Genomic DNA, 25,661 nt, shown 5'->3' on the forward strand with positions numbered 1-25,661 from the left:
TCCATTTTTTCTCTCCCTGTTCTAATTTTCCAGCATTGCTATTTCTTTCCTCACATACTCCGCCAATTCTCCTCTGGTAAATTGCTCCATTTCTGTGGGAAGCTTTTGAAAAAAGGGTAAAGCAAGTTTACGGGTTTTGCCTTTTACCGTGTCTTTTTCGCACAAAGCAAGCAATTGCTCATATTGATCCAGTTTCATTCGTGACATTTTATCTTCTTTGGTCAGCGTAAATACTCTGGTGCATATCTGCAGTACCTCAAACAATCCCTGTATACTTTCGCTCAGATCCAGTATGACATATTCATATTTTCCGAGTTCTTCGATCCGTTGGAAGAGGTTTCTCCACTCTTCCGGCGGGATTTCCAACAGGTTCTGACCGTTGCGCATCGGGGGAATGTAATCCAGACCTCCTTTGTGCTGGATGACCATCTGCATCCGTAACGAAAATTTCCCCGCATCTCCTGTCAGAAAGTACAACAGATCTGCCAGGTCTCTGCTCTGTCTCTCCGGAAGGAGTTCTGAGATCCCAATATAGTGTTCAAAATTGAGATACAAAGTGGGATGTTTTTCTGACAGCAATTGGCCCAGCGTCAGTGCAAAAGAACTTTGCAGACATCGATGTACCGGGGAATAGATACCTATAAATTTTGTCTTATACTCTGCACACAAAAACGGCAATTGTGTTCCCACCGTCTCCACATACAATTCCAGCAATTCCTTCCACACCTTGTCAGCTTCCTGGTACTTATTGATATTCGGAAACTGGTGAAAACGAAGTGTCCCGCTTTCATTAAGAATCGCCTGGCATGCCGGTTCCAATGTACTCAGTGTATCCATGCAGGAAGATTCCGCCACTACCAGCATTGTCACCTTCCCATTTTTCTCTCGTTCCAGCAGTTCCTCCATCTTTGTGTATGTATGGATCTCCCATGGCAGTTCCTTCTGCCTCCTCAAAAACTCCGAAAGAAGTCTCGCATACTCTTCTTCACGGTCGAACAGAACCATAACCGCTTCCTTCTGTTCCATCAATAAACTCCTCCTATGTATAACAGCACACTGCAAAACACGGGACCGGCCATACAGATTCCGCTTCCCGGATGTGCTCTCTCCTCTGCAAAATACGCTTTCCAGCGTCCACAGCGGACAACATCCCACACATATTCACCCAGATAACACAATCTGTCCCACAGATTACGTGCCAGGTACATTTTGCAAAGTGCAAAAACTGCTGCGAATAGCAGCGCGAAAAATAGAAAAAAGAGAACTTTTTCACCGGAAAAATATCCTGCGCAGACACCCATGAGCTTCACGTCACCGGCTCCCATGGCACCAATATAAAAAAACAGATAGAATGCCACTGTCGTCAGTAAAACATTGCAAAAATATTCCATAATTCCATAAATCCCCTGTTCCCACCAGCGGAATGCCGCTCCGGCGATCAGGCAGCTCAGGATCAGGCCATTGGGGATTCTGCGGCTTCTGTAATCATATCCGCAGGCAATACTTAATAGAAAACATAATACACCCTTTATTACTGTGTTCGTTGCATTCTCACTCTCCTTTCCTTCGATTTACAAGTGGTAATGTGGGATGACTCTATCCCATAAAAGAATTCTTTCAGATCTTATAAGATATTTGATACAACCATCGCGATCGGTTGTAAGATGGATTATAGCCGTTGTTTTTCCGTCTGACAAGTGTTTTTCCGTAAAAAAATAATCTTTGGCACATTTTAACAATCACCTTTCTCATACGGCCTTCCAAAATCCCGCAACTCCTTGATTTTACGGCATTTTCATCTGTCAAAGCATATGATAAACTGCCAGGCCGTATAATACCAGGATTCCCGGAAAGCCCAAAATACCCACTGTCAGAGCCGTAGCTGCATTGATTCCCACTGCTACCGTAAATCCCAAAATCTCTATCCCCCAATTTAGAAAATACATAAAGATCACTCCAAAAACACTCCGCAATACAAGGTTTAAAAACCACTCCGCCTTATTTCCCAAAAAACTTATGGCAAAGAGCAGGACTGCTGCCCCAATAATCCACAATAGATTCTCCGGATGTTCCATTGTTGTCCTCCCAATTTCCCGCTGTTTGTTATAATCTATTCCCATTTTTCGCAAAAATGTCTTCCAGTTTTATGTTAGGCAGGTATATTTTCCCTTTCTGCTTCCTATACTGTTAGCAGAAAGGATGGATTTTTACATGAAAATTTTTTTTAGTCAGGTAAATACGAATTCAGAAATGATCGAAGAAGATCTCGCACCGTTGGATTTAAAAGAATCCATAAGAAAAACCCGCCAGGCTCTGGATATCGCCTATGCGGGTTTCGATAATGCAATCGAAAATGATCTGATCGACAGTTATATCTATGAAATTAATGCTTTGCAGAAACGGTATCAGCACCTCACCGAACTCGCCGCTTCCCAGCCTGTGCGGCAGGAAAAAACTTTATACCAGCATTCCCCGATTCGAGCCCTGGTCAGCCATGTTTTCGGTTAACTGATTTCTTCCGTAAGTCAGTCCCGCATACACGGTCTGCGAATTATTCATCACAGGACCGGAAGAATTCTGATCCTGAATCTGTCTGTAAGCATCACAGAGCGGTGCTATTACCTTCCGGATGTCCTGCAGCGCCATTCTGTCGGCTTTTGCTTCGCACGCCGCCAGTCTGCGGATACAATACAGATACAGCCTGGAAAGCTCTTTCGCCGGACTGTACTGTCTGTGAAGAGAATTTAAAAGCTCATTGATACAGCCTCTTGCTCTGCGAACTGCTTCCAAAAGTTCTGCGTCATCCGCAGCCTGTTCGCCGTCTGTAAGATACTGTAATGTCATTTCGTAGAGAATGACTACCAGCTGTGTGGCATTTGCCTGGGTGATCCGTAAGGTAAATTGTTGTTTACATTCTTTTGTCATTTTGAATCCTCACTTCATCGGAATCCATTACTGCAACAGCTGTAACACCTGGGACGGTCTCTCGTTTGCCTGGGCCAGCATGGAGGTTCCTGCCTGTGCCAGGATCTGATAAGTGGTATAGGAAGTCATTTCCTCCGCCATATCCACATCCATGATACGGGAATATGCCGCGGTCATGTTCTCACTGGTAACATCCAGGCTGTTAATGGAAGACTCCAGACGATTCTGAAATGCTCCCAGCCTACCGCGGACGGAGGATACATATTTGATGGCACCGTCTACTCTTGAGATGGCATCCTTTGCCCCGTCCTGTGTATTCACATCAATATCTTCAATTCCCATGTTCTGCAGAGTAACCGCGGGAATATTAACCTCCAGTACCTGTCCTTCGTTGGCTCCGATCTGCAGACGCATTGCTCCGATACCGGTAGCATCGATCTTCATGCCATCATAGGAATCTCCCTCTTTTGCTTCCGATACATCCAGACGCATTTCAAAGTCGTTCGTGCCGGTGATCGTCAGAAGATTATCCTTCATATCCGTCTTTAAGGGTTCTACCTCTTTAAATCCGTCTCCGAATTTAATATCTCCGTCTACTTCAAAATTTCCCTCTGCATCTTTCTTAAATTTCATAGACTGTATGGTATATTCTTTTACCGGCACATCCGGAGAACAATAATTTACTTTAATCTCCTGCTTATCGGTATATCCCTTGAGATCAAATTCTCCGTTCAACAGCTTCTGACCGTTGAATTCCGTGGTATCCGAGATACGGGTGATCTCTTCCTTTAACTGGGCAACCTCACTCTGTACGGTTGCGCGATCATCGTCCGTCATGGTTCCAGTGGCTGCCTTCACGGATAATTCATTGATACGCTGCAGCATCTCACTGATCTCTGTCATTGCGCCATCCGCAATCTCTATAATAGATACGCCGTCACTGGCATTCTGATTGGCCACGGACAATCCCTCGATCTGAGCATTCATACGCTTGGACATTGCCAGTCCGGCAGGGTTGTCCTTGGCGTGATTGATCTTCAGTCCGGAAGAAAGTCTCTCCAATGATTTGGACAGCAGATCGTCATTTGTGGATAAGGCATTGTTGGATAACATTGCCGATACGTTGTAATTGATTCTCATGTGTTACTCCTTACTTTCCGCTGCTGTCTGCGACAGCCTGCAGGAATCCTTTTGCCAGACGGTACAACTGTTCCGTATCAATCCGACTCTCTATGGTATCTGCATTTTTTGTCTCTCCGGCTGCCATCCTTGTCATATCCCGGGAGCTGACGATAGGAAGCTTTTCCGCTTTCCAGTCTGCAGAAGTATCTGTCTGAATCCGTTCAAGGAATATATCGGAGGTCTTCTCTAATTTCGTAACCTCTTCCGGTGTATTTCCTACGAGATAGCCATCGATGGTGTCTCCCTTTACCTGTAAATGTGCCTCCAGCTCCATATCTCCGCCATTCACCCGGATCTCCACAGCACCGGCAGTTCCGGCTCTCTGCTGTAAGATAAGATGGACTCCCGCCAGCTGCTCACCCAGGTACATCGGAAGAAAATATTCCTGCTTCGCCTGAAGGCTCTCCGCAAGGCGCAGCTGCTTGTGTACCAGCTGCAGCTGTTTTACATCCAGATGTTCATCCGCCTGTTCCAGGCTCATGATTTCCGTTTCTTCTGCCGTATTCTGAAGCATGGACCGATAATCCTCTGCAAAATTCTGCTGATCCAGCTGTTCCCACAGTTCGGAAGTTTCTGTCCCGACAGGCACTTCACCTGTGCCTGTTACCGTCTGCGGGACTTCTTTTTCCTGCCGATACTTTTCTCTGTATCTGCGCAGATTGCCAAACATCTCCGCCGGATCATCCATAAGTGCCTGGGCCGCCAAAAGATTTGATGCGCTGATGGGAACTTCTCCCCTTTGCAGTAGTTCTGCGGCTTCCGACGTTGTATTTCCCGCCTCACGCATCTGCTGCAGTCCTTCCCGGTCATACGCTGCTCTGCTTTCGCCATTATATGACACCTCTGTCAGAACCTCTTTTGCCATACCCATCCGAATCTGTTCAGATATATTATTCTCGGGCAAATGAATCTCCTGTGTCAGCCCGGTATCCTCCGACACTTTCCAGTCCATATGAGAAACCCTTCTGCTCCTGGCTGCCGTCAGCAGAGTGGAAAATTGCAACTCTGCACCGGTATTTACTACCGCGCCTACCGCTGCGCCATCCTCTCTCTCGACCTGATACACCATTCGATAAATTCCAATATACGCTTTTCGTTCCTCTTCTGTAACATCCTTTTTCCGTTCCAACTGATATAGGAAACGGCTGTAGTCCTCCACTTCTTCCTCATAGCTTTTGGGGTTCTGTGAAAAATAGGATTCCAGTTCGTCAAAGGTCTTCTCCAGAGGATTTACACCATCCCGGATCATCTGTAACACATTTTTCGGTGTCAGTCTGTCCACTACTGCGCTGACCTGTCTGTCAGCTTCCTTGACCTTCTCGATATTTTCCGGTGTAATTTCCATACTGTTATATGCCAGAATCCGGACAGCCCGCTGATTTTCCGATGTTTTTTCTAATGACATATCTGTCAGAATATCATCTACATTAGAAAATGCTTTCCGGATGCTGTCTCCCAGATCGCTTCTCGGCGCCGTCATCAGAGTCTCATAACGTTCGCCCGCTTCCTCATAGGCTTTCTGCATTGCAGCGCCTTCCTTATGGAAGTCAGAAACCGTCTCTGTGGCAGCATTCTGTTCCAGGCTATAGGATCCCAGTACTCCGGCAGGCAATCCCGGCAATTCAGAAGCCACCTGCACTGCCTGGGTATAAGTCTCATATTTCATCACTGCCTGAGACTCACCGGGAAAATATTTTCCGGCAACCTCTGCCTCCGCCTTTCGCAGCGCTTCGATCAGCTGCTCCATGGGGGCTGTATCAATAGAAAAATCACTCTGTAAAAGCTTTACGTTCACTTCTGCCGTCATGCGAAGGCGAATCTCTTCCAGCTGTTTTCTTGCTGCCAGATTCTCTGCCGTGGCATCCCACTTTGCATCTGAGAACCAGTCCTGCAGCATTTTATCTGCTTTTTCATAAATCGTATCCTGTCTGCCCAGGTTCGCATACATCGGGGATTTTCCCTCCGCAATTGCCGCCGCTGCTGCCTGCGCAAAAGTGTCCTCCGTGACAGGATAGGAAATACCGTCCAGTTCCACAAGCTGCTGCAGCGTATCCGTAGTCAGCGGAAGTCCTGCACTTACCAGCCACTGTGCCTTCTGTCTGTTCTCATCGTTTACCGTCAATCCCGCATCCGCAATTACCTTGTCCATCTGCTCCTGCAGTTCCTGCGGGACATCATTATTCTGCACTCTGGCACCGCTGTTCTCTGCCACATAGAGGTTCCAGATCTCCGGTTCCTGTCCGTTATCCACCAGGTAGCTGACCGCACCTTCTTCCGGTTTCCTCAGGGAAGCTGCCATATCCCAGGCGTTTTTCAGTTCATTTATATTTTCCTGCGTCAAAGGAAGATCCGCGGAACGGAACTGCTCTTCGATGCTTCGGGCTAAAGTATCACTTCCTACCGCTGCCGCCAGGGTATCCATATCGATATCATCCGTATATCCTGCGATCTGCTGACCGGAACGCACCAGTTCTGCCTTGATCTTATCCACGATGGTGACCGCTGTATCCTGATCCAATTCTCTAGGATCAAATCCATCCTCACAGGCCTTCGCATAGTCCTCCTGCGACATAGTATGCGACAGCAATGTCATATAGTCCTGCTGCAACGCCACATTAGCATTCCCGGCATCCTGCTGCAGCTCCATCAGAGATTTTCCTTTGTTGTTCTCTTCCTTTTCCAAAGAAGACATGGGTACTGCGGCTTGTCCACTCTCGTATACCGCCCCGAAATTCACATTTACGCTTTTTTTACTGCGCCATGTCTTGTCTTTGCCCCAGCTGCTTTTCTCTGGCCGGTTACTTTCTGTTCTATTGTCTGTTTCATTGATCGTCTGATTCTGAAATGTTATCTTCACGTCTTCTCGTCCTTTTCTGTACAGTTCCCAGAGCCCGCTGGTTCTGAATAGTTAAGAAAAAAGATGAGTGTACTTTGGATCACACTCATCTTTTATTTCGGTAGTTTTATGTAATTTCTTAACCTGACCTAGAACAGAAATACCGCTGCACCGTAAGGCGGCAGATCAAAGCTGATGGAGTAATCCTTATAATGATAAGGCTTTTTCTCCGCCGTAATCTCTGTGGGAATCTCGTTTCCCCAGCCGCCGAACCGTTCCTCATCACTGTTCAGCAGAAGCTTATATTTTTTCTTCTTAGGCACGGGAACAGTATAGTTCTCCCATTTCATCGGGGTCATGTTAAGTACAAACAGCAGATTATTTTTGCCACTGGAACATTTCCGGACAAAGGAGTAAGTGCTGTGTTCCGTATCATCCGCGTTCATCCATTCAAAGCCGTCCCAGTTATTGTCAATCTCGTACAGAGCAGGGTATTTACGATACAGCTTTAACAACTCCTTTACATAAGTATGTACGCCCTGATTCAGCTTCTCACCTAACAGATACCAGTCAAGCTCACGCTCTTCGCTCCACTCTCGCTCCTGTCCGAAATCCTGTCCCATAAATAATAATTTCTTGCCGGAATGCCCAAACATGTAGCTATACCCCACACGAAGGTTGGCATATTTATCTGTCGGATATCCTGGCATTTTATTCACCATGGAGCACTTCAGATGCACCACTTCATCATGGGATAAGGGTAAAATATAATTCTCGCTGTCATTATAACTCATGGCAAAGGTCATAGCATAATGATCGCCTTTCCGGTACAGAGGATCCAGCTTCATATACTCGCAGAAATCATGCATCCAGCCCATATTCCACTTGAAGGAAAATCCTAAGCCTTCCTCCCCGATACCACTGGTGACATTAGGCCATGCGGTAGATTCCTCGGCAATTGTCAAAAATCCCGGATAAGTTCCGCGGATCACTGAATTCAGATGATGGAAGAACTCAATGGCTTCCAGATTCTTATTACCGCCAAATTTATTCGGCAGCCATTGTCCGTCCTTTTTACCGTAATCCAGATACAGCATGGAGGCTACTGCATCTACACGGATACCGTCTACATGGAACTCTCTCAGCCAAAACAGAGCATTGGCTACCAGGAAGTTCTTCACTTCATTTTTGCCATAATTAAATATCTTTGTTCCCCATTCAGGATGCTCTCCCAAACGGGGATCGGGATGTTCAAAGATGCACTGTCCATCAAATTCTGCAAGTCCGTGTGCATCGGTTGCAAAATGTGCCGGTACCCAATCCAAAATGACTCCGACACCTGCCTTATGCAGTTCATTGACCAGATACATAAAATCCTTAGGCGTTCCGTAACGGGAAGTAGGCGCATAGTATCCGGTCACCTGATATCCCCAGGAGCCATCATACGGATGTTCTGCGATTCCCATAAGCTCTACATGGGTGTATTTCATCTCTTTCAGATATTCCACGATCCGGTCGGCGAACTCACGATAATTATAAAATCCTTCCGCAGTGCCGTTATTGGGATGCTTCATGAAAGAACCGATATGGCACTCATAGATTGCCATGGGTTCCTTGTTCATATCTTTTTTATCCCGGGCTTCCATCCACTTGGAATCCTTCCAGTCGAATCCCGTGATATCGGTAACGATGGACGCTGTGCCCGGTCGGTATTCCGCATAATTGGCAAAGGGATCGGCTTTGTACAGCCTTCTGCCATCCCTCGCATAGATCAAGAACTTATACATTGTTCCTTCTTCCACGCCGGGAACGAACAGCCCCCAGATACCGCCCTCTCCCAGCTTCTGCATGGGATGCGATTCCTTGTTCCATTCATTGAATGTACCGATGACATTCACCTGTGCTGCATTTGGTGCCCATACCCCAAAATAGACTCCCTGCACACCATCTTCCGTCGACAGATGCGCGCCCAGTTTTTTATAAATATCATAGTGCGTTCCCTGGGCAAAAAGATACTGATCTGTTTCGGAAATAAATACCTTCTCCTTCGTCATAGCTGCGCCTCCCGCTATATATTTTTAACTATTCAGAACCCCATTCGCAAAATCGCATTTTCAATGCTTTCCTTTTGCTCATGTGGTTACTTCGCCCTATAAACATTGATAAATGTTCTTACGAATGCAAGCATTCGACGCCCATTCGTCAATGTTTACATGGCTCTGAATAGTTATACAAAATCTTTCTCAGTGAGGATGATCATATCCTCATCGTCATATCTCTTGGCAAACAGAACATCAAAGAAATGCTTTAATGTCTTTTTATTCGCATGAGCGATTGCTTCATCCACGATTTCTTTTACATCCACCACGGTAACTACATGATCTATCGTCTGCATATCCTCGATTCTGGTATGCAGTGCCAGAACACCCAGTTCATCGATGGAATATTCCCTCTCCCGTGCATACTGCCTTCCGAACGCTACCAGTGTATCATTGCTGAGTGCTTCGACATCCATGCGGGAAGTGAAGCTTTCCTGCAATTTCTCATACTTTTCCAGAAAACGATCTATCTCTTTCCTGGTATCTTCCAATATAATGACAATGCCCTGATTCTCCTGCTGCAGCGCTTTATACATCGTGTCCACAGTTTTACTATTCATTTCCGATGCCTTACAGATGATAAGTGCACCGTTCTGCAGTCTGTTCAGGGTCTCGGCTGCATCTTTTTTGTTCAGCGCATGGCCGGAGATTTTGGCAACTTTTCCGGAGAAATTGCTGTCGGTAGCCTGAATCTCCCGGATCATATTTTTCGCAAGAGATAAGGTATCCATGCCTTCTTCACCGGTGATGATCACATTGCCGGTATAGGCAGCCAGGCTGATATTATCAATGGCTTTGACTAACTGTTCTCTTGCGGACTTACTCTGAATAAAGGGAGCATACAGCTCGCGCTCTTCTCTGGTAAGCGCACGGACTTTTGCCTTGTCTCTCTCCACTGCGGGAGGCTCCGGAGTCTGTGGCTGCTCATCCTCATGGACTTCTTCTACCGCTTCTTCCGGCTCCGCTTCAGCCTCCGCTAAGGATTCCTCCGATGCTTCCTCGGTCTCTGCTGTGGTTTCCTCCGGCACTTCTGGGATTTCTGCAACCGACTCCTGCGTCACTTCCATATCGACGACAGCGTCCGGTTCCTCTGTTACGGATTCTTCTTCATATTCCGTTACGGCAGGTTCCTCTTCAAGTTCTTCTACTTCTTCAGTGTCAACGATATCCGTATCAGCAGGTTCTGGTTCTAGCTCTTCTTCAGAAACTTCCACAGGAGCTTTTTCTGTTTCATCGTTTACATCCGCAATCTCTTCCAGCTCTTCAACTTCATCTGTATCCGTAACCGTATCAGCATCCACCGCTTTTTCTTTTTCCAGTTTTTCTAACAGGCCATCTCTTACCGCCTGTTCAAATTCCGTGAACATGGCACCGGTCTGCTGTAGTACATGCTGGCGGACTTCTTCTTCTCTCTTTTCGAGGTTTTCTTTCTTTTTACGCTCCCACTCTGCCAGAATGTCTTCAATATTGATCTGACCGGTAATCTGCTTCTCAATGCTTTCCGCCTCGGGCATTACCAGGCTGATCTGTCCGTCGGATTCCTGTGCCAGTACATTCGCCAGCTCCTTGGGAGGTTCCACCGGTGTAGTCGCTTCCGGCTCCACTTCTGCTTTCGATAATTCCGGCACAACATCCTGTTTCTTAAGAGATGCGGGTTCCTCCGGCAGGATTTCCTCGGTCTCTACCTCCGGAACCTGAGACAGGTCACCGATCTCTCCGGTCTCACCAAAGAATACCTCGGAACCTTCGATCTGCTCGGTCTCCGGCTCCAGATCATCCTCACTGACCTCTGCAATCTCCGGATAATCCAGAGATTCTGTATCGGAATCCATCATAGGTGCTACGATAGAACGGGTAATGGAGTCCGATGTCGCTTTTGCGGTATCTCCTTTTGGCTCCTCACCGAGGACTTCACGAAGTCCCGCTGCAAGTTCTGCCTGCAGATTGATGGTATTATACTGCCCCACATCCATGGTCTTCACATGAATATCGAAATCATCCTGTACCGGCTGTGTCGGTGTCTCCTGCTGTGCGGGTTGCACCGGATCATATATCTGTGTATCTCCGGTCACCTGATCATAACCGGAATCCTGTACGTAGCTCTGGTTCTGATCATAGCTGCTATCCTGTGCATAACTCTGATCCTGATCATAGCTACCGTCCTGTGCATAACCCTGGCTCTGGTCATAGCTGCCGTCCTGCGCATAACCCTGACCCTGGTCATAACTGCCGTCCTGTGCATAACCCTGCTCTTGATCATAGCTTCCGTCCTTGGCGTAACCTTGCTCATAACTTTCATTCCCGCTATACTCGTTATCCTGCACAGAGTTCTGCGACGGGATATGGCTTCCGGGCGCGTCGAACCGATGATCGTATTTTTCCTGTTGCTCCGGTGTCAACGGCTGATGGAGCATTTTCAGTTCCATTGCCTTAATAACGTATTTTCCCTCGCCAAACCAGAGGATCAGTTCATCACATTCCTCTACGCATCTGGCTGCCAGTCCGACTCTATGATACAAATAGGCCAGTTCATACGCCCATTTTTCCCTATAGTCTCTCTTCTTGAGTTCCTCCAGAACAGCAATTCGTTCTTCCAGACTCACATCCTGCGCCTCATACAATTTATACTGCAAAATGTACCTTCCCGGATCCTTGGGCGCCACCTGTACAAATTCCTTATAATATTCTATTGCCTGCACATATTCTTCCATTTTAATGGAAAGCTCGCACAGAGAATAGCAGATGGTCCTTCCGCCGGGACGTCGCTCGTATGCTAAAAGCAACATATCTCTGGCATCCTCATATCTGCGATTGATCTTATAGAGGTCGCTGATCGTACACAACATCATGACACTTTTTACACGACGCCAGTCAATCGTGTCGGCAATTTCAGCCGCCTGTGCATATTCTCCCCGGCTGATCAGGTCTTTGATTTCTTCCGCTCTTAATTTATATTCACTCTTATCCAAGGTATTTCGCTCCCTTAACCTTTTCTTGTCCTAAGTCCCTTATTTCATCAAAGCAGACTGTCCCACTTTTTTCTTATTCAGTGTATCATAGTCACTATACGTATGTCAAAATCAAACTGGGGAAATTGTAATGGAAATTACATGAGCAATGAACCGCGCATAGGCATAAGGAAAGACAGCGATGGACGCTCGCGCACACATCGTTGTCTTTAATCACAGATATTTTCCCGTAATGCTGTCTGCATTGGCTGAGATCTGCTCCGGAGTTCCCACAGCGACAACTCTTCCGCCGTCTTCTCCGCCACCGGGTCCCATATCAATGATGTAATCGGCATTGCGGATCACATCCAGATCATGTTCAATGACAAGTACCGTTGCCCCATTGTCTACCAGCGTCTGAAATACCTGCAACAGGGTCTGTACATCTAACGGATGCAGTCCGATCGTCGGCTCATCAAATACGAATACAGAATCCGACTGTCCTCTGCCCATTTCGCTGGCAAGCTTCAACCGCTGGGCCTCTCCGCCGGAGAGGCTTGGTGTCTCTTCGCCTAATGTTAAATATCCCAGTCCCAGATTTTTCAGGACTTCCAGCCGCTGATGCACGACTTTCCAATCCTCTGTCGCCTGCAATGCCGTCGTTACATCCATCTCCATCATCTGCGGCAGAGAATAACGTTTCCCCCGTTTGTTCTCATAGCAGATGTCCCATGCTTCTCTGGCATAGCGGGAGCCGCCGCACTCCGGGCAGGGCACATCCACATCCGGCAGGAACTGTACGTCCAGACTGATCTGTCCGGTACCGTCGCAGACCGGGCATCTTAATTTTCCGGTATTGTAGGAAAAATCTCCCGCCTTATATTTCTTATTCTTCGCATCCGCGGTTTTTGCATAAATTTTCCGCAGTTCGTCATGCACATTGGCATAAGTGGCTACCGTGGACCGCACATTGATGCCGATGGGGGATGCATCGATCAGTTTTACATGGGCGATGCCCTCTGCGGTGATACTTTTTACATGGCCGGGCAAATGTTCGCCGTTTAACTTTGCTTCCAGTCCGGGAATCAGGCTTTCCAGCACCATGGTGGTCTTCCCGGAGCCGGAGACACCGGTAACGACCGTAAGTCTTCCTTTGGGAATGTCTATTTCCAGAGGTTTTACCGTATGGATGGCATCTGTGGACAGATGGAGCTTTCCCGGTGCAAACATTTCCTCCCAGGCGATGGGTTTACGGATACGCATATCCGCAGTCTGCGCCAGAAAAGGACCGATCATGGACTCCTTTTTGGCGATTACCTCTGGAATCGTACCCTGTGTGATCACATAGCCGCCTCCGGCACCGGCTTCCGGTCCCATCTCGATCAGCCAGTCCGCTTCGGACAGAATCTGGGTATCATGGTCTACCAAAATAATGGAGTTGCCGTCAGCGATCAGGTCATGCATCACCGCATTCAACCCCACAATATTCGAAGGATGCAGACCGATGGAAGGCTCATCCAGCACATAGAGCACTCCTGTGGTACGGTTCCGCACTGCACGGGCCAGCTGCATCCGCTGTCTCTCCCCGGTGGACAGAGAGGCTGCCGCACGGTCTAACGATAGATAGGAAAGTCCCAGATCCATTAACCGCTTCGCCACGGTCTGAAAAGATTCACAGATGGATTCCGCCATGGGCCGCATCTCTTCGGGCAAAGAATCCGGCACTCCCGCTACCCAGTCCACCAGTTCTTTCAGGGGCATCTGGCAGGCCTGCGCAATCCCTATGCCCCTAAGTCTTGGTGCTCTGGCCGCATCCGAAAGTCTGCTGCCGCCGCATTCCGGACAGATGTCCTCCTTTAAGAATTTTTCCACACGTTTCATGCCCTTTTCGTCTTTCACTTTTGCCAGGGCATTTTCTACCGTGTATACTGCATTGAAATATGTAAAATCCAGTTCTCCCGCCTGATTGGTCTTTTTCGCCTTATAAAAAATATGTTTCTTCTCCGCGGGACCGTGATAGACGATCTCTTTTTCCCGATCTGTAAGTTCCCGGAAAGGCACATCCGTCCGCACTCCCATTTCCCGACAGACATCTGTCATTAAAGACCACATGAGACTGTTCCAGGGTGCCACCGCTCCCTCGTCAATACTCAGGGAATCATCCGGCACAAGAGAATCCAGGTCCACAGTCCGCACACTTCCCGTACCGCCGCATTTCGGGCAGGCTCCCTGAGAATTGAATGCCAGTTCCTCTGCGCTGGGAGCATGTACCTTCGCTCCGCATTCCGGGCACAGGATCTCCTGCTCCGACGCTACTTTCAGGGTCGGAGGCACATAATGTCCGTTAGGGCAGCGGTGGGATGACAGTCTGGAATACATCAGACGCAGACTGTTCAAAAGCTCCGTTCCGGTTCCAAAGGTACTGCGGATCCCGGGAATGCCGGGGCGCTGATGCAGTGCCAGAGCAGCTGGAACATAGAGGACTTCATCCACCTGCGCTTTCGCCGCACCGGTCATACGTCTTCTCGTATATGTGGACAGGGATTCCAGATAACGTCTGGAGCCCTCTGCATAGAGGACACCCAGTGCCAGCGAAGATTTTCCCGAACCGGATACACCGGCGATCCCCACAATTTTGTGCAGGGGAACATCCACATCTATATTTTTCAGGTTATGAACCTTTGCACCTCTTACCTTGATATGCTTTGGTTCATTGGTTTCGTATTCCATGACAGCATTCCTCATCTTTTGATTTCATTTATTAAAACAGATCCAGCATATTATCCAGATAGATTTCTTCTCTGACCTGCAGTTGGTACTCCGGTTTCGTCATATAGTACAGTAAAAATTCCAGAACCGGTGCACTGCCCAGTCCCCGGCCCTCGATCTTATAATTGGAAAATCCCATAGGCAGATAGATCTTCTGAATATCTCCCACGCTGATAAACCCGGGATTTTTCATGGCTTTGGAGAAACGATAGCCCTCCTCCGCCCCCGGTGAAGTACAACTAAAATCCGGCTCCTCTCCCAGATTCCTGCGGCTGACGGCTTCGTAGCATTCCTTCCTGTCCTTACAGCCGAAATAACAACACTCATTGCACAAAAATTCCACTTTGTCTTTCTGTGATTCTGTCAGCGTATTTAATTTTTCATAAACCTTGTTCAGGCGGAAATCCGGTACAACATAGCGAAAATCGTCTCTGTCGGTCTCCTTTTTTAACGCTTCAAAATCCGTCAGTACTTTTGTGGTGGAGGATATCAGATAAAGTTGCGGATAATGACTTTTCAGATACTGTAACAGCAGTTCCGAATGGACGATCACGCCGTTTTCCGGGGTTGCATTTTCCGCGAACAGAGCACAGAGTTCATTGCATTTTCTGTCCGAAAGATGTTCCTTGCGAAGAAGGGAATTACTGAAGGTCAGACGGGCTGAGATCCCGTATTCCTGTAACAGTGCCAGCACTTCTCCTGCGTCGTGATCCTCCAGTGAGACCCGGCCGCCTCCCCAGATACAGTCCGGCGGTGCTCCGTAGATGGAACCAATGTCGCACCAGTCGTAAAAATATTCCCGATGCTCCCGGAACAATGGCAGAAATATCCGGTATAGTTCATAGAATTCAAACAGACCGGGAAGATGGTAATAAGCTGTTTTTTTATTCATGCTTCTGTCTTCTCCGCTACTGTTATTACATGCTTTAATTGTTGAAGTGTCATATTTCCCTTTCCCAGCGTTTCCTTTTTTTGATCTCTTTTTTATTGGTTTTATCTACTGCAACAGACATTACCAAATTTTCATTATATGCTGCATGATAAGACTTACAGCTGTAATTCCACACCAACAGGATGCCCCGACAATAATAGGCTTTCCACCGGTTTTAATGAGTTGTATCACATTGCTGTTTAATCCAATTGCTGCCATCGCCATAATGATCATAAATTTTGACAGCTCTTTCAGCGGATGAAATACCTCGGCATTGACTCCCATATGTACGCAGACTGTCGTAATGATCGCTGCAAGCACAAAATACAGTATAAACATCGGAAATGCTCTCTTAAAGCTGAATTTTGCAGCCTGTCTTCCTTCTTTTGCACTCTGTCTGGCCCGTATCAGGGATAATCCGAGTGTAATTGGTATGATCGCAAGTGTTCTTGTAAGTTTTACCGTCACTGCTTTATTTAATGTCTCACTTCCAAGGTTCCACATACTGTCCCATGTTGATGCAGCAGCCGTTACCGATGACGTATCATTGATTGCCGTTCCCGCAAAAATACCAAATGCATCCCCATGCACAGTGTCAAATCCTATTGCTTTTCCAAGAATTGGGAAAAAAATGGCTGCAAGCACATTGAAAAAGAAAATCACCGCTATGGACTGTGCAATTTCATCATCATCGGCATCAATAACCGGTGCGGTTGCCGCAATCGCAGATCCTCCGCAGATGGATGAGCCGACGCCTACAAGGATTGATGTGTTTGCAGGTACTTTCAGAATCTTCTGCAGTATCCATGCAATAATAAGAGATGTTGTGATCGTACAGACAATAATCGGCAAAGATTGCTTTCCTGTCTGAAAGATTACTCCCAGATTCATTCCAAATCCAAGCAAAACCACCGCACTCTGAAGAATCACCTTTGATGTCCATTTAATTCCCGCTTCCGCTTTTCCCTTATCATTCCAGATCATTGTAATGATCATTCCTGCAATGATTGCCGGTACCGCTCCCCCTATCACCGGAAACAGTTTTCCAAGAAACCATGCCGGAATAGCTATTACCAGACAAAGCAGAATACCGATCCCATTCTTTTTCATAAAATTCATTTGCTCATTTCCTCTCTTTCGTTCTTATCCCCGGAAGCAATCCTCGACCTGCTTCACGATCGTTTCATCCAGCCAGCCCTTCTTCGCCATATCCCACAGGATCTCACAGGCTTTTTCGTGGGACATGCCCTGTTTATAGGGACGGCCTTCCGTCAGTGCCTGATAGATGTCTATGCATGCCATCATGCGCTCCTGCGTGTTCAGTTCTGCGGCGGTCTTACCGAAAGGATAACCGGTTCCGTCCAGCCGTTCGTGGTGAAATGCCGCCCAGTCACGGATCTCGTCAAAATCGTCAATGTCAGACAGAATATAATAGGTATATGCTGCGTGATGCTTCATCACGGCAAATTCATCTTCCGTGAGTCTTCCCGGTTTCTCCAGTATCTCATTTCCTACCGCTACTTTTCCGATGTCGTGCAAAGCGCCCGCAAGGTACATTTTCTCCACGGTTTCTTCATCAAATCCCATATAACGGCTCAACCGTTCTGCATCCTCTGCTACACCGATGGAATGGGTGCTGGTGAATGGAGATTTGTAATCGACGATCTGTGCAAAAAAGTTCGCCAGCTCCTTGATCTGTGCGAAACTTAGCTCCTGTTTGATGCGGGAGATTTTCTCCCACAGATTTTTCTCAAAGCTATCCTCTCCCAGTGTCAGAAAATGCGGCAGGGGAAACGCCTGCAGGAAAGCATCCACACATTCTTTGTCCACAACGGTTCCTTCATTTTTGTGAAGATATCCACAAGCTTTATTGAAAATATCCTCCGTAAAGCCCTTTGCACCGTATGCCCGGTCCAACAGATCGCTTATATGAATGATGCGGGAAAAAAGCGGAATCTCTTCCCATGTTTTTCCAAACGGTCCACTCCCATTAGCATTTTCATGGTGATACAGAATTACATTCTTCACATCCGTCTGGAAAGGAAGTCTCTGTATATTTTTTTCACCCAGAGTACAGTGAATTCCTACCTGAGAAACTTGCGGAACATTTGCAACATCCTTATGTAATTCTTCCTGAATATACTGTGTCAGCGCATTATCATGAAGCAGGGCACATGCTGCCAGATCCTGCAGGCTCTCATCGCTGATCCCCAGCTGCTCTGCCATGCAGACACTCATGTATGCCACACGCTTCGCATGTTTGTCAGACACATGTACCAGTTCTGCCTCCACACAGTCCAAAGCATACGAACAGGCTGACAGTAATCCTAAAACATCCAGTAACATTATTTTCTCTCCAGTACTCTTTGGTTATATTCCTCTTCCAGTCCCCACCGCTTACAGTTCTCTGCCAACTGCGCCAGTGAATATCTGAGGTAATCCATGGGCTGTTCCTTCGTGATCTCTACTGCAAAACGAAGATTTTTATAAGTGTTCTTCATTCCCCAGATCACATCCTCCCAGGGAGTTCCCTCCGGGATTCCTTTCACACTTTCATCCGCATAGACCACATTTTTGGCTCCCGCCTGATACAGGAGATCAAAATAGGCTTTCATTTCCACTTCGTTCAGCTTCTCGTGAACAAAAATAAGCCCCTCTCCGTATCCCGCAAATGATGCCTTGCCAAGATACCGACACAGCATCTGCTTTAGCATCTTTTCCGCACAGGTATAGTCGCTGACTCTTCCCAACACGATCGGAGAAAAGCCAATAGAATTAGCCGGAAGAGTGTAAAGCATGCCTTCACACTCTTTTCCGGCTTTTATCATTTTCCCTGTTTTCTCAAAAATCACCAGGGATTTCTCATCATATTTTACTTTTTTCTTATAATCATAGATCTTAATGTCTGCGCAAAGCTCTGAAGGGGTAAACTTTTCCATCCCGGTACCTCCGTTCGTTTCCGGAAATAAGTATACCTCTTCTGCCCTGCCAGTTCAATCCGGTTCTTTTACCGGGAAATCTAAATAGAATTTACCACGGTGATTTCTTATTAAATAATCCGGTTACTTACTTCGATATTATTTCAACAGTCGGCATTATGCTGTCCAACCCGAGTTCGCTATCTTCCGCAACTCTATAATTAGTAACATCTATTGAGTACATATAATCCGAAATATCTGGATTTTCCTCATCAGCCGGAAGTTCAACTTCAAATGTCTTGAACTCGAACACATAAACCGTTCCTTCAACAAGCTTTCCAGTCATATCTTCCTGAAAGCGAAGTAAAAATGGTTTATCCTGAAAGAAGTGAACTACGGCAATCGTTTTTCCCGGAAGCGCAAAGTAATCCGGCAAGAGTTGTTCAACGGAAGCTGTAAAAGATCCCGAAAACTGTGCAAAGTACTTTTTGTTTTCGGCCATTTGCTGCTTCCCATCATTATATCCAACCTCGTAGCCAGCCGTATAACCTTCTTCGTAGTTCGCATCATGCGTATCTGAACTTTGATCATTATTTCCACAACCAGCCAATGAAAAAACCAACACAAGACAAAGAACCATTGCAATAATCTTTTTCATACTGTTTCCTCCCTCAAATTCCGAGTTATTTATACAACTCTTCCACCTGCGCTGCCGTTTTCCCGATATACTGCACAGCAATGCGGTTCTCGGGATGGGCGTCCGTCAGGTACAACACACACAGGAAGATCCATTCTAAAGGTTTCATGATAAAATACACCAGATCCGCCGTGTATTTACTGTGGATCAGTCTCGCCACAGGGAACCCGTAAGTATCATAAAAATGACGCAGTGCCCGGTGAAAGCCGGGAGTCCGTTCTTCCAACACCTGTTCAAAAGCATTGGCGATGCACAACTGACGGTTCACAATGACTTCATGCCCATGCCGCCTCCCCAGACGGATGGGCTTTACGATCTTTTTATGACCGCCGGCAGCTATCGTGCAGAGATAATGTTCATCATACATGACATTCTGCGGTGCCTGCCTGAGAGACAGATTCCAGTCGCTGGTCTCCGTGAATGCTTTAATCACAGAATCCGGTGCCTGCCCAAACAGCATGAGGATTGCGATCAGGATCCCCAACAGCGGGAACATCAATACCAGTCCCAGCACCGGCCACCATGCAGCCTTCCGCAATATGCTGTCACACCAACGCAGCATGGGATTCTGATAAATCTTCCCCGTCCCAAAGTGTTCCGCCTCCGCATTCTGCATCAGTGCATTCCACTCCCGTATTTTCTTCAGAAGCAGTCGCACCACTAGCAGCACACAGCACAGTGGAAATAATAGCAAATATCCATCAAGCAAAATCGTCGGCTTGAATATCTGTACTGTGAACAGGATCAGCTCCAGCAGTCCCAGGTACATTGCGGAAATCGACAGGACTGTCACAAGGGGCGGCAGCTTCCGAAGCGGAATGCTCTGCAGAATCTCATACCCTATAAATGCCAGCAGCAGGAGTACTATAAAAGTAACCATGGAACCACTGTAAATCGGTGTATGTTGATTGGAATTGCTTAACTGCGTCTGCCAGTCAGCGGATGTCACATCCCTAATCAACCCCAAATAACAAATTTCATAGAATCCGCCCAGCCAAAATACATGCTGGTCAAACAGCCAGTCTCCCTTCACCGGGTGCCCTCGTTCCTCACAGATCAGGCAGATTACTTCACTGATCGTCAGCACCACAGGAAATACCAGTACCGCTCCCATTAAAATTGCCCAGGTAAACATTTCTGTAAAAGCCTTAATGATCTCCCATACATAATCTCTTTGCTCATAATGAATAACAGAGGCTATGATCGTAAAAAGCGCATAGCCCAGTCCGATAAATATAGAAATCAGCCATGCAAGCAACACCGGATGCTTTTTATAAAACTTTATTTTTTCCGTATTCATTTCTTTATTTTCCATCAATTCTTGCCTCTATCTGTTTCCGCGCCATATATCTGGAAATATTAAATGTCCGCAGAGATGTCTGATCCAGACGCTTCTTATTATGGTTCAGGTAATAATATCCGAATCCCTTCGGCTGATAACTCCCCCACCACTGAGCCTGCGTATCTTCACTCATAATATCCGTAGGGTTCTCCAGTTCATAGGCGCCAAAATCATACCCAAGACTCTCCATATAAGGAATAATGGCCGGTGCTGCATCCGCACTGAGATCACTCAGATAAGAGAAGTCTCCGCCGGGTGCATTGGCAATATTCACTCTGGCTATAATATAGTCGGGATGGCTGAAGGACAATGCAAGATACAGCACGGTCACCATCACGACACCATAGCGGAACAGTGGGAAGCTTTCCCTGTAAATATTGATCAGCACTCCGATAAACATGACGAATAATACCGCCAGCATCCACAATACGAAGATCCGCAGGAAAGTCAGATAATAATACCGGATGTAAATGATCATTCGCATTACGCTAGACGCGATCATGATAAAAGTACATAATGACATAATCGTCATAATCACTTTCAGTACCCTACTCTCCCTAAAAAAGCTGAGGCACACCAATACCAGGATCAGGTTCAGAATGCTGACAGCCAGCAGCTGGAAAAAGCCTTCTCTTGCATACTGTGCGTAAGTATAGCCCTCCGGCAGCTGCATTTTTCCTAAGAACAATCCGAAGATCTGAATACCGGAAAACAGCAGATACAATAGTGACAGCAGTGACATAATCGTAATTGCCAGTACCGGCTCACCCTTTCTGCGATCCTTCACTTCCTCCGGGATGCTTCGCTTGCATAGGTAGGAAGTCAGTGCATAGGAAGTAAAGAACAGAAACGTTACCCGGATGACTACGTTAAATACATTTCCCGGACGGATCCGGTTCATGAAATCCACTGTCATCTTGCGGAACACCGCATCGGCAGAGCTTAACAGTCCAGCGGCAATGAGCAGAATGGGCAGTGCGATCACTACTCCCAGCAGTCCATACCATACCTTCTTATTTACTTTTCCTTTTTCACGAAAATAGGCTTTGCCATCGGAAAAAGGCTTCCCCAGTTCCCCGAAGCTCATAACCACCAATTGGCAGATACTCCCCACATATTTCCCAAGCTTCCACTTTTTCGTATCAAAATATTGATTCAGCAGCAGACACATCACTAACAGAAACACCGCCAGCTTGTTCAGACTTATGATCGCCCATCCGTCGGTGCAGAAGGTGGATACCCCCAGCAGCAGAATGCTGACCATATAAAAGGCGCTCCCTTTTTTCAAGGTAATCTCTAGTTTTGACAGCGAGAAGACAAAATACAGTAAAGTGCCTGCGAGGAAAAAAGGGAAGGTGATCCCCGAGCCGTTCCGGAACATACAAAATGCATAGAATACGGCATAGAGAAAAGTCACCGGTCCGAAGAAATTATAGTGCTCCTGCAAGCGCTTTGTCTCCACAGTCTCTGTCTTTTCCACCACCCGGACTACGTTCTGCCCGGAAATCTGTTCCTGATTCACTGAATTTGTTTCCTGTACTGCTGTATTTTCCTGCATTGTGATCTCCCCCTCTCAGGTTTTATTTGGTTTCCTCTTCTTTTGTGTCTTCTACATACTCCAGAATGTCTCCGGGCTGGCAATGCAGCACCTCGCAGATGGATTCCAGTGTAGAGAAACGGATGGCTTTTGCTTTATTATTTTTCAAGATGGATAAATTTGCCTGTGTCAGATCCACCTGATTCGCCAGTTCTGTCAGGCTGATCTTCCGCTTTGCCATCATTACATCCAGATTTACAATGATTCCCATAATAGATGCCTTTCTAATTTTGACTTTCCGTTCAGCCGGCGTCATTTACATAGTCGCGTATCACACGCTCTATCACTTCGTGACTGAATTTTTAGATTGTTAAGTCGTTTTCTTCCTTGTAGCGCACGGCTTCTTCAAATACCATCGCCAGCACTTTGCTGAACATGCCTGCAATGATAAATACCAGAATGATCACCAGCATTGCAATGGTCAGGTACACCACACATCTCACAGCGCTCATGGCCGCGATGAAAAAGCTTAAGTCTCCCATTCTCCTAAGGCTCGCCACATTTTCCGGTACAAAGCAGTTCTCCGCAAGCACCGTGCCAAACATCTTGCGCAGTTCATTGATCAGCAATAACGCCAACACACCCAGAATGGCGAATATGAGCACCGCCGGAAGGTAATTCTCCTCCACCGCCTCCAGATACTTTCCTATGTATTTGAGACTAAGCGGCAGACTTATCGTCACCAGAATTCCCGAATAGAACATGAAATCCAACAGGTACTTTGTCCCCTTCGCCAAAGATAACTTTTTCTCCCGCAGTTCCTTTTCCGACAACTCTCTCTTCTCCATAATGAATACCTCTTTCCTTCTTGGTAGCCTTAACATATCACTCTATTATACGAATGTCAATATAATTTTATTGATATTCGATAAAATTATATTGAATATCAGCGTAAGAAAAGCTCCGGGCACAATCTTTTTCTGTGCCCGAAGCTTTTTTCAGCTTTTTTCAGAAGCTTTTTCGCTTTCTCGTAATTATTCTATTGTGATAGTGTACTCCCTGCGGAATACCTCGCCTGCCTGCAGGGTATTACTGTACTCCCTTTGCTCTAAACTGCCGTCAAAGGTCGTCTTGTCGCATCTGCCATACCATGGCTCGATGCAGATAAACGGTGCTCCCTTGCCTGCGGGAGACCACAGACCGAATAACGGAGCATCAAAGTTTAAGGTAACATACGGCTTTTTGTCCGGAGTACACAGGCTCACTGCAGAAGCCTGACGATCCTCCACGATCAGGGCATCCCGGTCAAATAAGTGCTCCGTGATCTTCGCATAACCGTTTTTCACCGGTAATACATCCTTTTGCTGTCCCATGAGTCCTTGTCCGTCATCTGCCACCAATCCGTAAGTCAGATCTTTGTCCGTATCAAACTTGAAATAATATTCCGACTGCTTTCCTTTTTCATCCACAGGGCACATAAATGCGGGGTGTCCTCCGATGGAAAAGTACAGTGTTTTCGTATCCGGATTTTCCACCTGCCAGATGACCTTCAGTTCTTTTCCTTCCAATTCATAACCAATCTTCAGGATAAACTCCAGCGGAAATTTTGCTTTTGTTTCTTCATTGGATCGCAGGGAAAACCATGCTTCTGTCGCCGTCTGTACATCCACGACAAACTCCATATCTCTGGCAAAGCCGTGCTGACCCATGGAATAGGTCTTTCCTTCATAATGATATTCCTTATTTTTCAGACTTCCTACAAAGGGGAACAGTACCGGGGCAGTTCTCTTCCAGAATTTTGCATCCGCATTCCACAGATACTCGGTATCTGTTGCTTTCCCCCGAATGCTTGCAAGCTCTGCACCAAAGCTGTTGATGGTTACTTTTAAAGCTTCATTTTCCAATACTACCTGCATATTGCATACCTCTCTCTCTTTTTCCCACATTATACCTCATAACAGTTCATCCGTGAATATATCCGGGCACACAAAATCATGCTCGCATGATTTTGTGGCCGCATATGTTCACGAGATGAGCGCCAGCTTATGAGCAAAGATAGTCACGAAGTGACGGAAAGCGTGGTAACGCGACTTTGCGAATGGCGCGAGATGAACTGTTGCTATCTGTTATCCTGCAGTCCGGCTGTCTTCAGCCAATGTCCGGACAAATATCTGCTCACAAAACAGATCACACGGAAGATCCAGTCCAGTACCATAGCGATCCAGACACCGATGGCTCCGTAACCCATGTTCACACCGATGATATAGCTGAATCCGATACGGAACACGAACATGGAAAAAATAGACAGCACCATGGTAAACCGTACGTCATTGCAGGCACGAAGCATATTCGGCAGAACAAAAGACGCCGGCCACAAAAACATCGCCATACCGTTGTGGATCATGACCAGAATATAGGATAACTGCGTGGTCTCCGGGCTTAATCCATAGCATTTCAGGATCCACGACAGACACAGCAGGATGACGCTGTTTACCATAAAGGTACACAAGTAGGTAATCTTCAATAATTTTTTCGTATAATACCGCACCTGACCGGAATCTCCGGCGCCGACACAACGGCCAATTACCGTGATCATTGCCAGATTCATAGCCTGTCCCACAATACAACCCATGCTGTCCAAGCTGTTCGCCACCCCGTTGGCAGCAATCTGCACAGTTCCGAAACCCGCGATAATGCTTACCACAATGACACGTCCCAGCTGGAAAATACCATTTTCAATCCCGCTGGGGATACCTATGTAAAAAATCTTATGGATCACCGGCCAGTCGATGTGGAATCTTTCTTTTAATAAATGCACTTCGTTGGACGGGTTTTTCAGCAAACGATATAGGATGAATCCTGCCACTGCACGGGAGATCAGGGAAGGAATCGCCACACCTGCCACGCCCAGTCCCAGTACATAAACACCCAAAGCATTACCGCCGATGTTAATGATATTTTCCACCACGGAGACCTTCAGCGTGATCTGGGAATTTCCCATGGAGCGGAACAGCGCCGCACAGGAATTGTACAGGGCAAGGAACGGGAAGGACAGTGCAGAGATCATCATATAGATCACAGCATTATGAAATACGTCCGCTTCAATTTTACCGAAAAACAGGGAAATGATGCCATTACAGAACACCATAACCAAAATCGATATGCCGATCGTAATGCATACCGATGACACGATCAACTGTTTTGCAGATTTGCAGGCGTCCTCTTTTTTCCCGGCTCCGAGAAACTGGGAGGTCACCACGGCGCCGCCGGTAGCCAGTGCCGCCAGCACACTGATGATCAGATTATTGAACATGTCGATCAGGGATACGCCGGAGACCGCCGCCTCGCCCGCCGAAGAGATCATGACGGTATCCGCCATGCCCACAGTGATTGCCAGTGCCTGTTCAAACAATAAAGGAATGATCAGTTTTTTCAGATCATCTTTTGAAAATAGTTTTGTTTTGCTTGCTTCCATTT

The 25,661-nt window shown here is 46.8% G+C and carries 21 protein-coding genes; 1 reads left to right on the forward strand and 20 read right to left on the reverse strand.

Translation table 11 applies throughout. The features are described 5' to 3' along the window. Positions 1-21 precede the first annotated feature (21 nt). From FYJ59_RS08930 to FYJ59_RS08940, 3 genes are all read right to left on the reverse strand, one after another. A complete protein-coding gene (locus tag FYJ59_RS08930) occupies positions 22-1,026 on the reverse strand; it encodes a P-loop NTPase family protein (RefSeq protein WP_154496534.1) in 1,005 nt (334 codons plus the stop codon). After that, entirely contained in the window at positions 1,026-1,571 is a 546-nt protein-coding gene (locus FYJ59_RS08935) for an A24 family peptidase (protein WP_328597224.1), read from the reverse strand. The genes FYJ59_RS08930 and FYJ59_RS08935 overlap by 1 nt, the downstream gene beginning before the upstream one ends. 231 nt (positions 1,572-1,802) lie before the next feature. Continuing rightward, the gene (locus tag FYJ59_RS08940) at positions 1,803-2,075 is read right to left on the reverse strand and encodes a pro-sigmaK processing inhibitor BofA family protein (protein WP_205839509.1); all 273 of its coding nucleotides are present in this window, start codon (positions 2,073-2,075) and stop codon (positions 1,803-1,805) included. A 136-nt stretch (positions 2,076-2,211) separates the two neighbouring features. Between FYJ59_RS08940 and FYJ59_RS08945 the strand changes: the two genes are divergently transcribed. Continuing rightward, entirely contained in the window at positions 2,212-2,508 is a 297-nt protein-coding gene (locus FYJ59_RS08945) for a DUF2508 family protein (RefSeq protein ID WP_154496537.1), read from the forward strand. Here FYJ59_RS08945 and FYJ59_RS08950 read toward each other — a convergent pair. The 17 genes from FYJ59_RS08950 to FYJ59_RS09030 form a co-directional block, all read right to left on the reverse strand. Further along, positions 2,458-2,925: a flagellar export chaperone FliS gene (locus FYJ59_RS08950; RefSeq protein ID WP_154496538.1), complete on the reverse strand. Its 468-nt coding sequence runs from the start codon at positions 2,923-2,925 to the stop codon at positions 2,458-2,460. The genes FYJ59_RS08945 and FYJ59_RS08950 overlap by 51 nt on opposite strands. A 27-nt stretch (positions 2,926-2,952) precedes the next feature. After that, positions 2,953-4,065: a flagellin N-terminal helical domain-containing protein gene (locus tag FYJ59_RS08955; RefSeq protein ID WP_154496539.1), complete on the reverse strand. Its 1,113-nt coding sequence runs from the start codon at positions 4,063-4,065 to the stop codon at positions 2,953-2,955. Between the two features lie 10 nt (positions 4,066-4,075). After that, positions 4,076-6,964, reverse strand: a complete 2,889-nt coding sequence (locus tag FYJ59_RS08960; RefSeq protein WP_154496540.1) for a DUF6240 domain-containing protein — start codon at positions 6,962-6,964, stop codon at positions 4,076-4,078. A gap of 128 nt (positions 6,965-7,092) precedes the next feature. Continuing rightward, positions 7,093-8,997, reverse strand: a complete 1,905-nt coding sequence (gene glgB / locus FYJ59_RS08965) for a 1,4-alpha-glucan branching protein GlgB (protein WP_154496541.1) — start codon at positions 8,995-8,997, stop codon at positions 7,093-7,095. Between the two features lie 173 nt (positions 8,998-9,170). Continuing rightward, positions 9,171-12,011 carry a tetratricopeptide repeat protein gene (locus FYJ59_RS08970; RefSeq protein WP_154496542.1) on the reverse strand — a complete coding sequence of 947 codons (2,841 nt, stop codon included), beginning with the start codon at positions 12,009-12,011 and terminating at the stop codon, positions 9,171-9,173. Positions 12,012-12,224: 213 nt separating this feature from the next. Then, the gene (locus FYJ59_RS08975) at positions 12,225-14,720 is read right to left on the reverse strand and encodes an excinuclease ABC subunit UvrA (RefSeq protein WP_154496543.1); all 2,496 of its coding nucleotides are present in this window, start codon (positions 14,718-14,720) and stop codon (positions 12,225-12,227) included. A gap of 31 nt (positions 14,721-14,751) precedes the next feature. Next, on the reverse strand, positions 14,752-15,651 hold the full coding sequence (locus tag FYJ59_RS08980; protein WP_154496544.1) for a hypothetical protein: 900 nt from the start codon (positions 15,649-15,651) through the stop codon (positions 14,752-14,754). A gap of 120 nt (positions 15,652-15,771) precedes the next feature. Further along, positions 15,772-16,809 (reverse strand): YeiH family protein, encoded by a 1,038-nt coding sequence (locus FYJ59_RS08985; protein WP_154496545.1) that lies wholly within the window; start codon positions 16,807-16,809, stop codon positions 15,772-15,774. A gap of 24 nt (positions 16,810-16,833) precedes the next feature. Further along, on the reverse strand, positions 16,834-18,036 hold the full coding sequence (locus FYJ59_RS08990) for an HD-GYP domain-containing protein (RefSeq protein ID WP_154496546.1): 1,203 nt from the start codon (positions 18,034-18,036) through the stop codon (positions 16,834-16,836). Beyond that, entirely contained in the window at positions 18,036-18,629 is a 594-nt protein-coding gene (locus FYJ59_RS08995) for a rod shape-determining protein (protein ID WP_154496547.1), read from the reverse strand. Before FYJ59_RS08995 ends, FYJ59_RS08990 begins: the two co-directional genes overlap by 1 nt. Positions 18,630-18,756: 127 nt before the next feature. Further along, positions 18,757-19,266, reverse strand: coding sequence for a hypothetical protein (locus FYJ59_RS09000; RefSeq protein ID WP_235897973.1), 510 nt, complete (start codon positions 19,264-19,266; stop codon positions 18,757-18,759). Between the two features lie 25 nt (positions 19,267-19,291). Continuing rightward, positions 19,292-20,620, reverse strand: coding sequence for a DUF6688 domain-containing protein (locus tag FYJ59_RS09005; protein WP_235897974.1), 1,329 nt, complete (start codon positions 20,618-20,620; stop codon positions 19,292-19,294). Continuing rightward, positions 20,610-22,205, reverse strand: coding sequence for a DUF4153 domain-containing protein (locus FYJ59_RS09010; RefSeq protein ID WP_154496549.1), 1,596 nt, complete (start codon positions 22,203-22,205; stop codon positions 20,610-20,612). The genes FYJ59_RS09005 and FYJ59_RS09010 overlap by 11 nt, the downstream gene beginning before the upstream one ends. A gap of 22 nt (positions 22,206-22,227) precedes the next feature. Continuing rightward, on the reverse strand, positions 22,228-22,455 hold the full coding sequence (locus tag FYJ59_RS09015; protein ID WP_022154045.1) for a helix-turn-helix domain-containing protein: 228 nt from the start codon (positions 22,453-22,455) through the stop codon (positions 22,228-22,230). Between the two features lie 91 nt (positions 22,456-22,546). Beyond that, positions 22,547-23,032, reverse strand: coding sequence for a DUF2975 domain-containing protein (locus tag FYJ59_RS09020; RefSeq protein ID WP_154496550.1), 486 nt, complete (start codon positions 23,030-23,032; stop codon positions 22,547-22,549). A 186-nt stretch (positions 23,033-23,218) separates the two neighbouring features. Beyond that, positions 23,219-24,100: an aldose 1-epimerase family protein gene (locus FYJ59_RS09025; protein ID WP_154496551.1), complete on the reverse strand. Its 882-nt coding sequence runs from the start codon at positions 24,098-24,100 to the stop codon at positions 23,219-23,221. Positions 24,101-24,303: 203 nt separating this feature from the next. Further along, positions 24,304-25,659, reverse strand: coding sequence for an MATE family efflux transporter (locus tag FYJ59_RS09030; protein ID WP_154496552.1), 1,356 nt, complete (start codon positions 25,657-25,659; stop codon positions 24,304-24,306). Positions 25,660-25,661 lie beyond the last annotated feature (2 nt).

Origin of the sequence: Waltera intestinalis, assembly GCF_009695995.1 — a bacterium.
In the GTDB taxonomy this organism is placed as follows: Bacteria; Bacillota; Clostridia; order Lachnospirales; family Lachnospiraceae; genus Acetatifactor; species Acetatifactor intestinalis.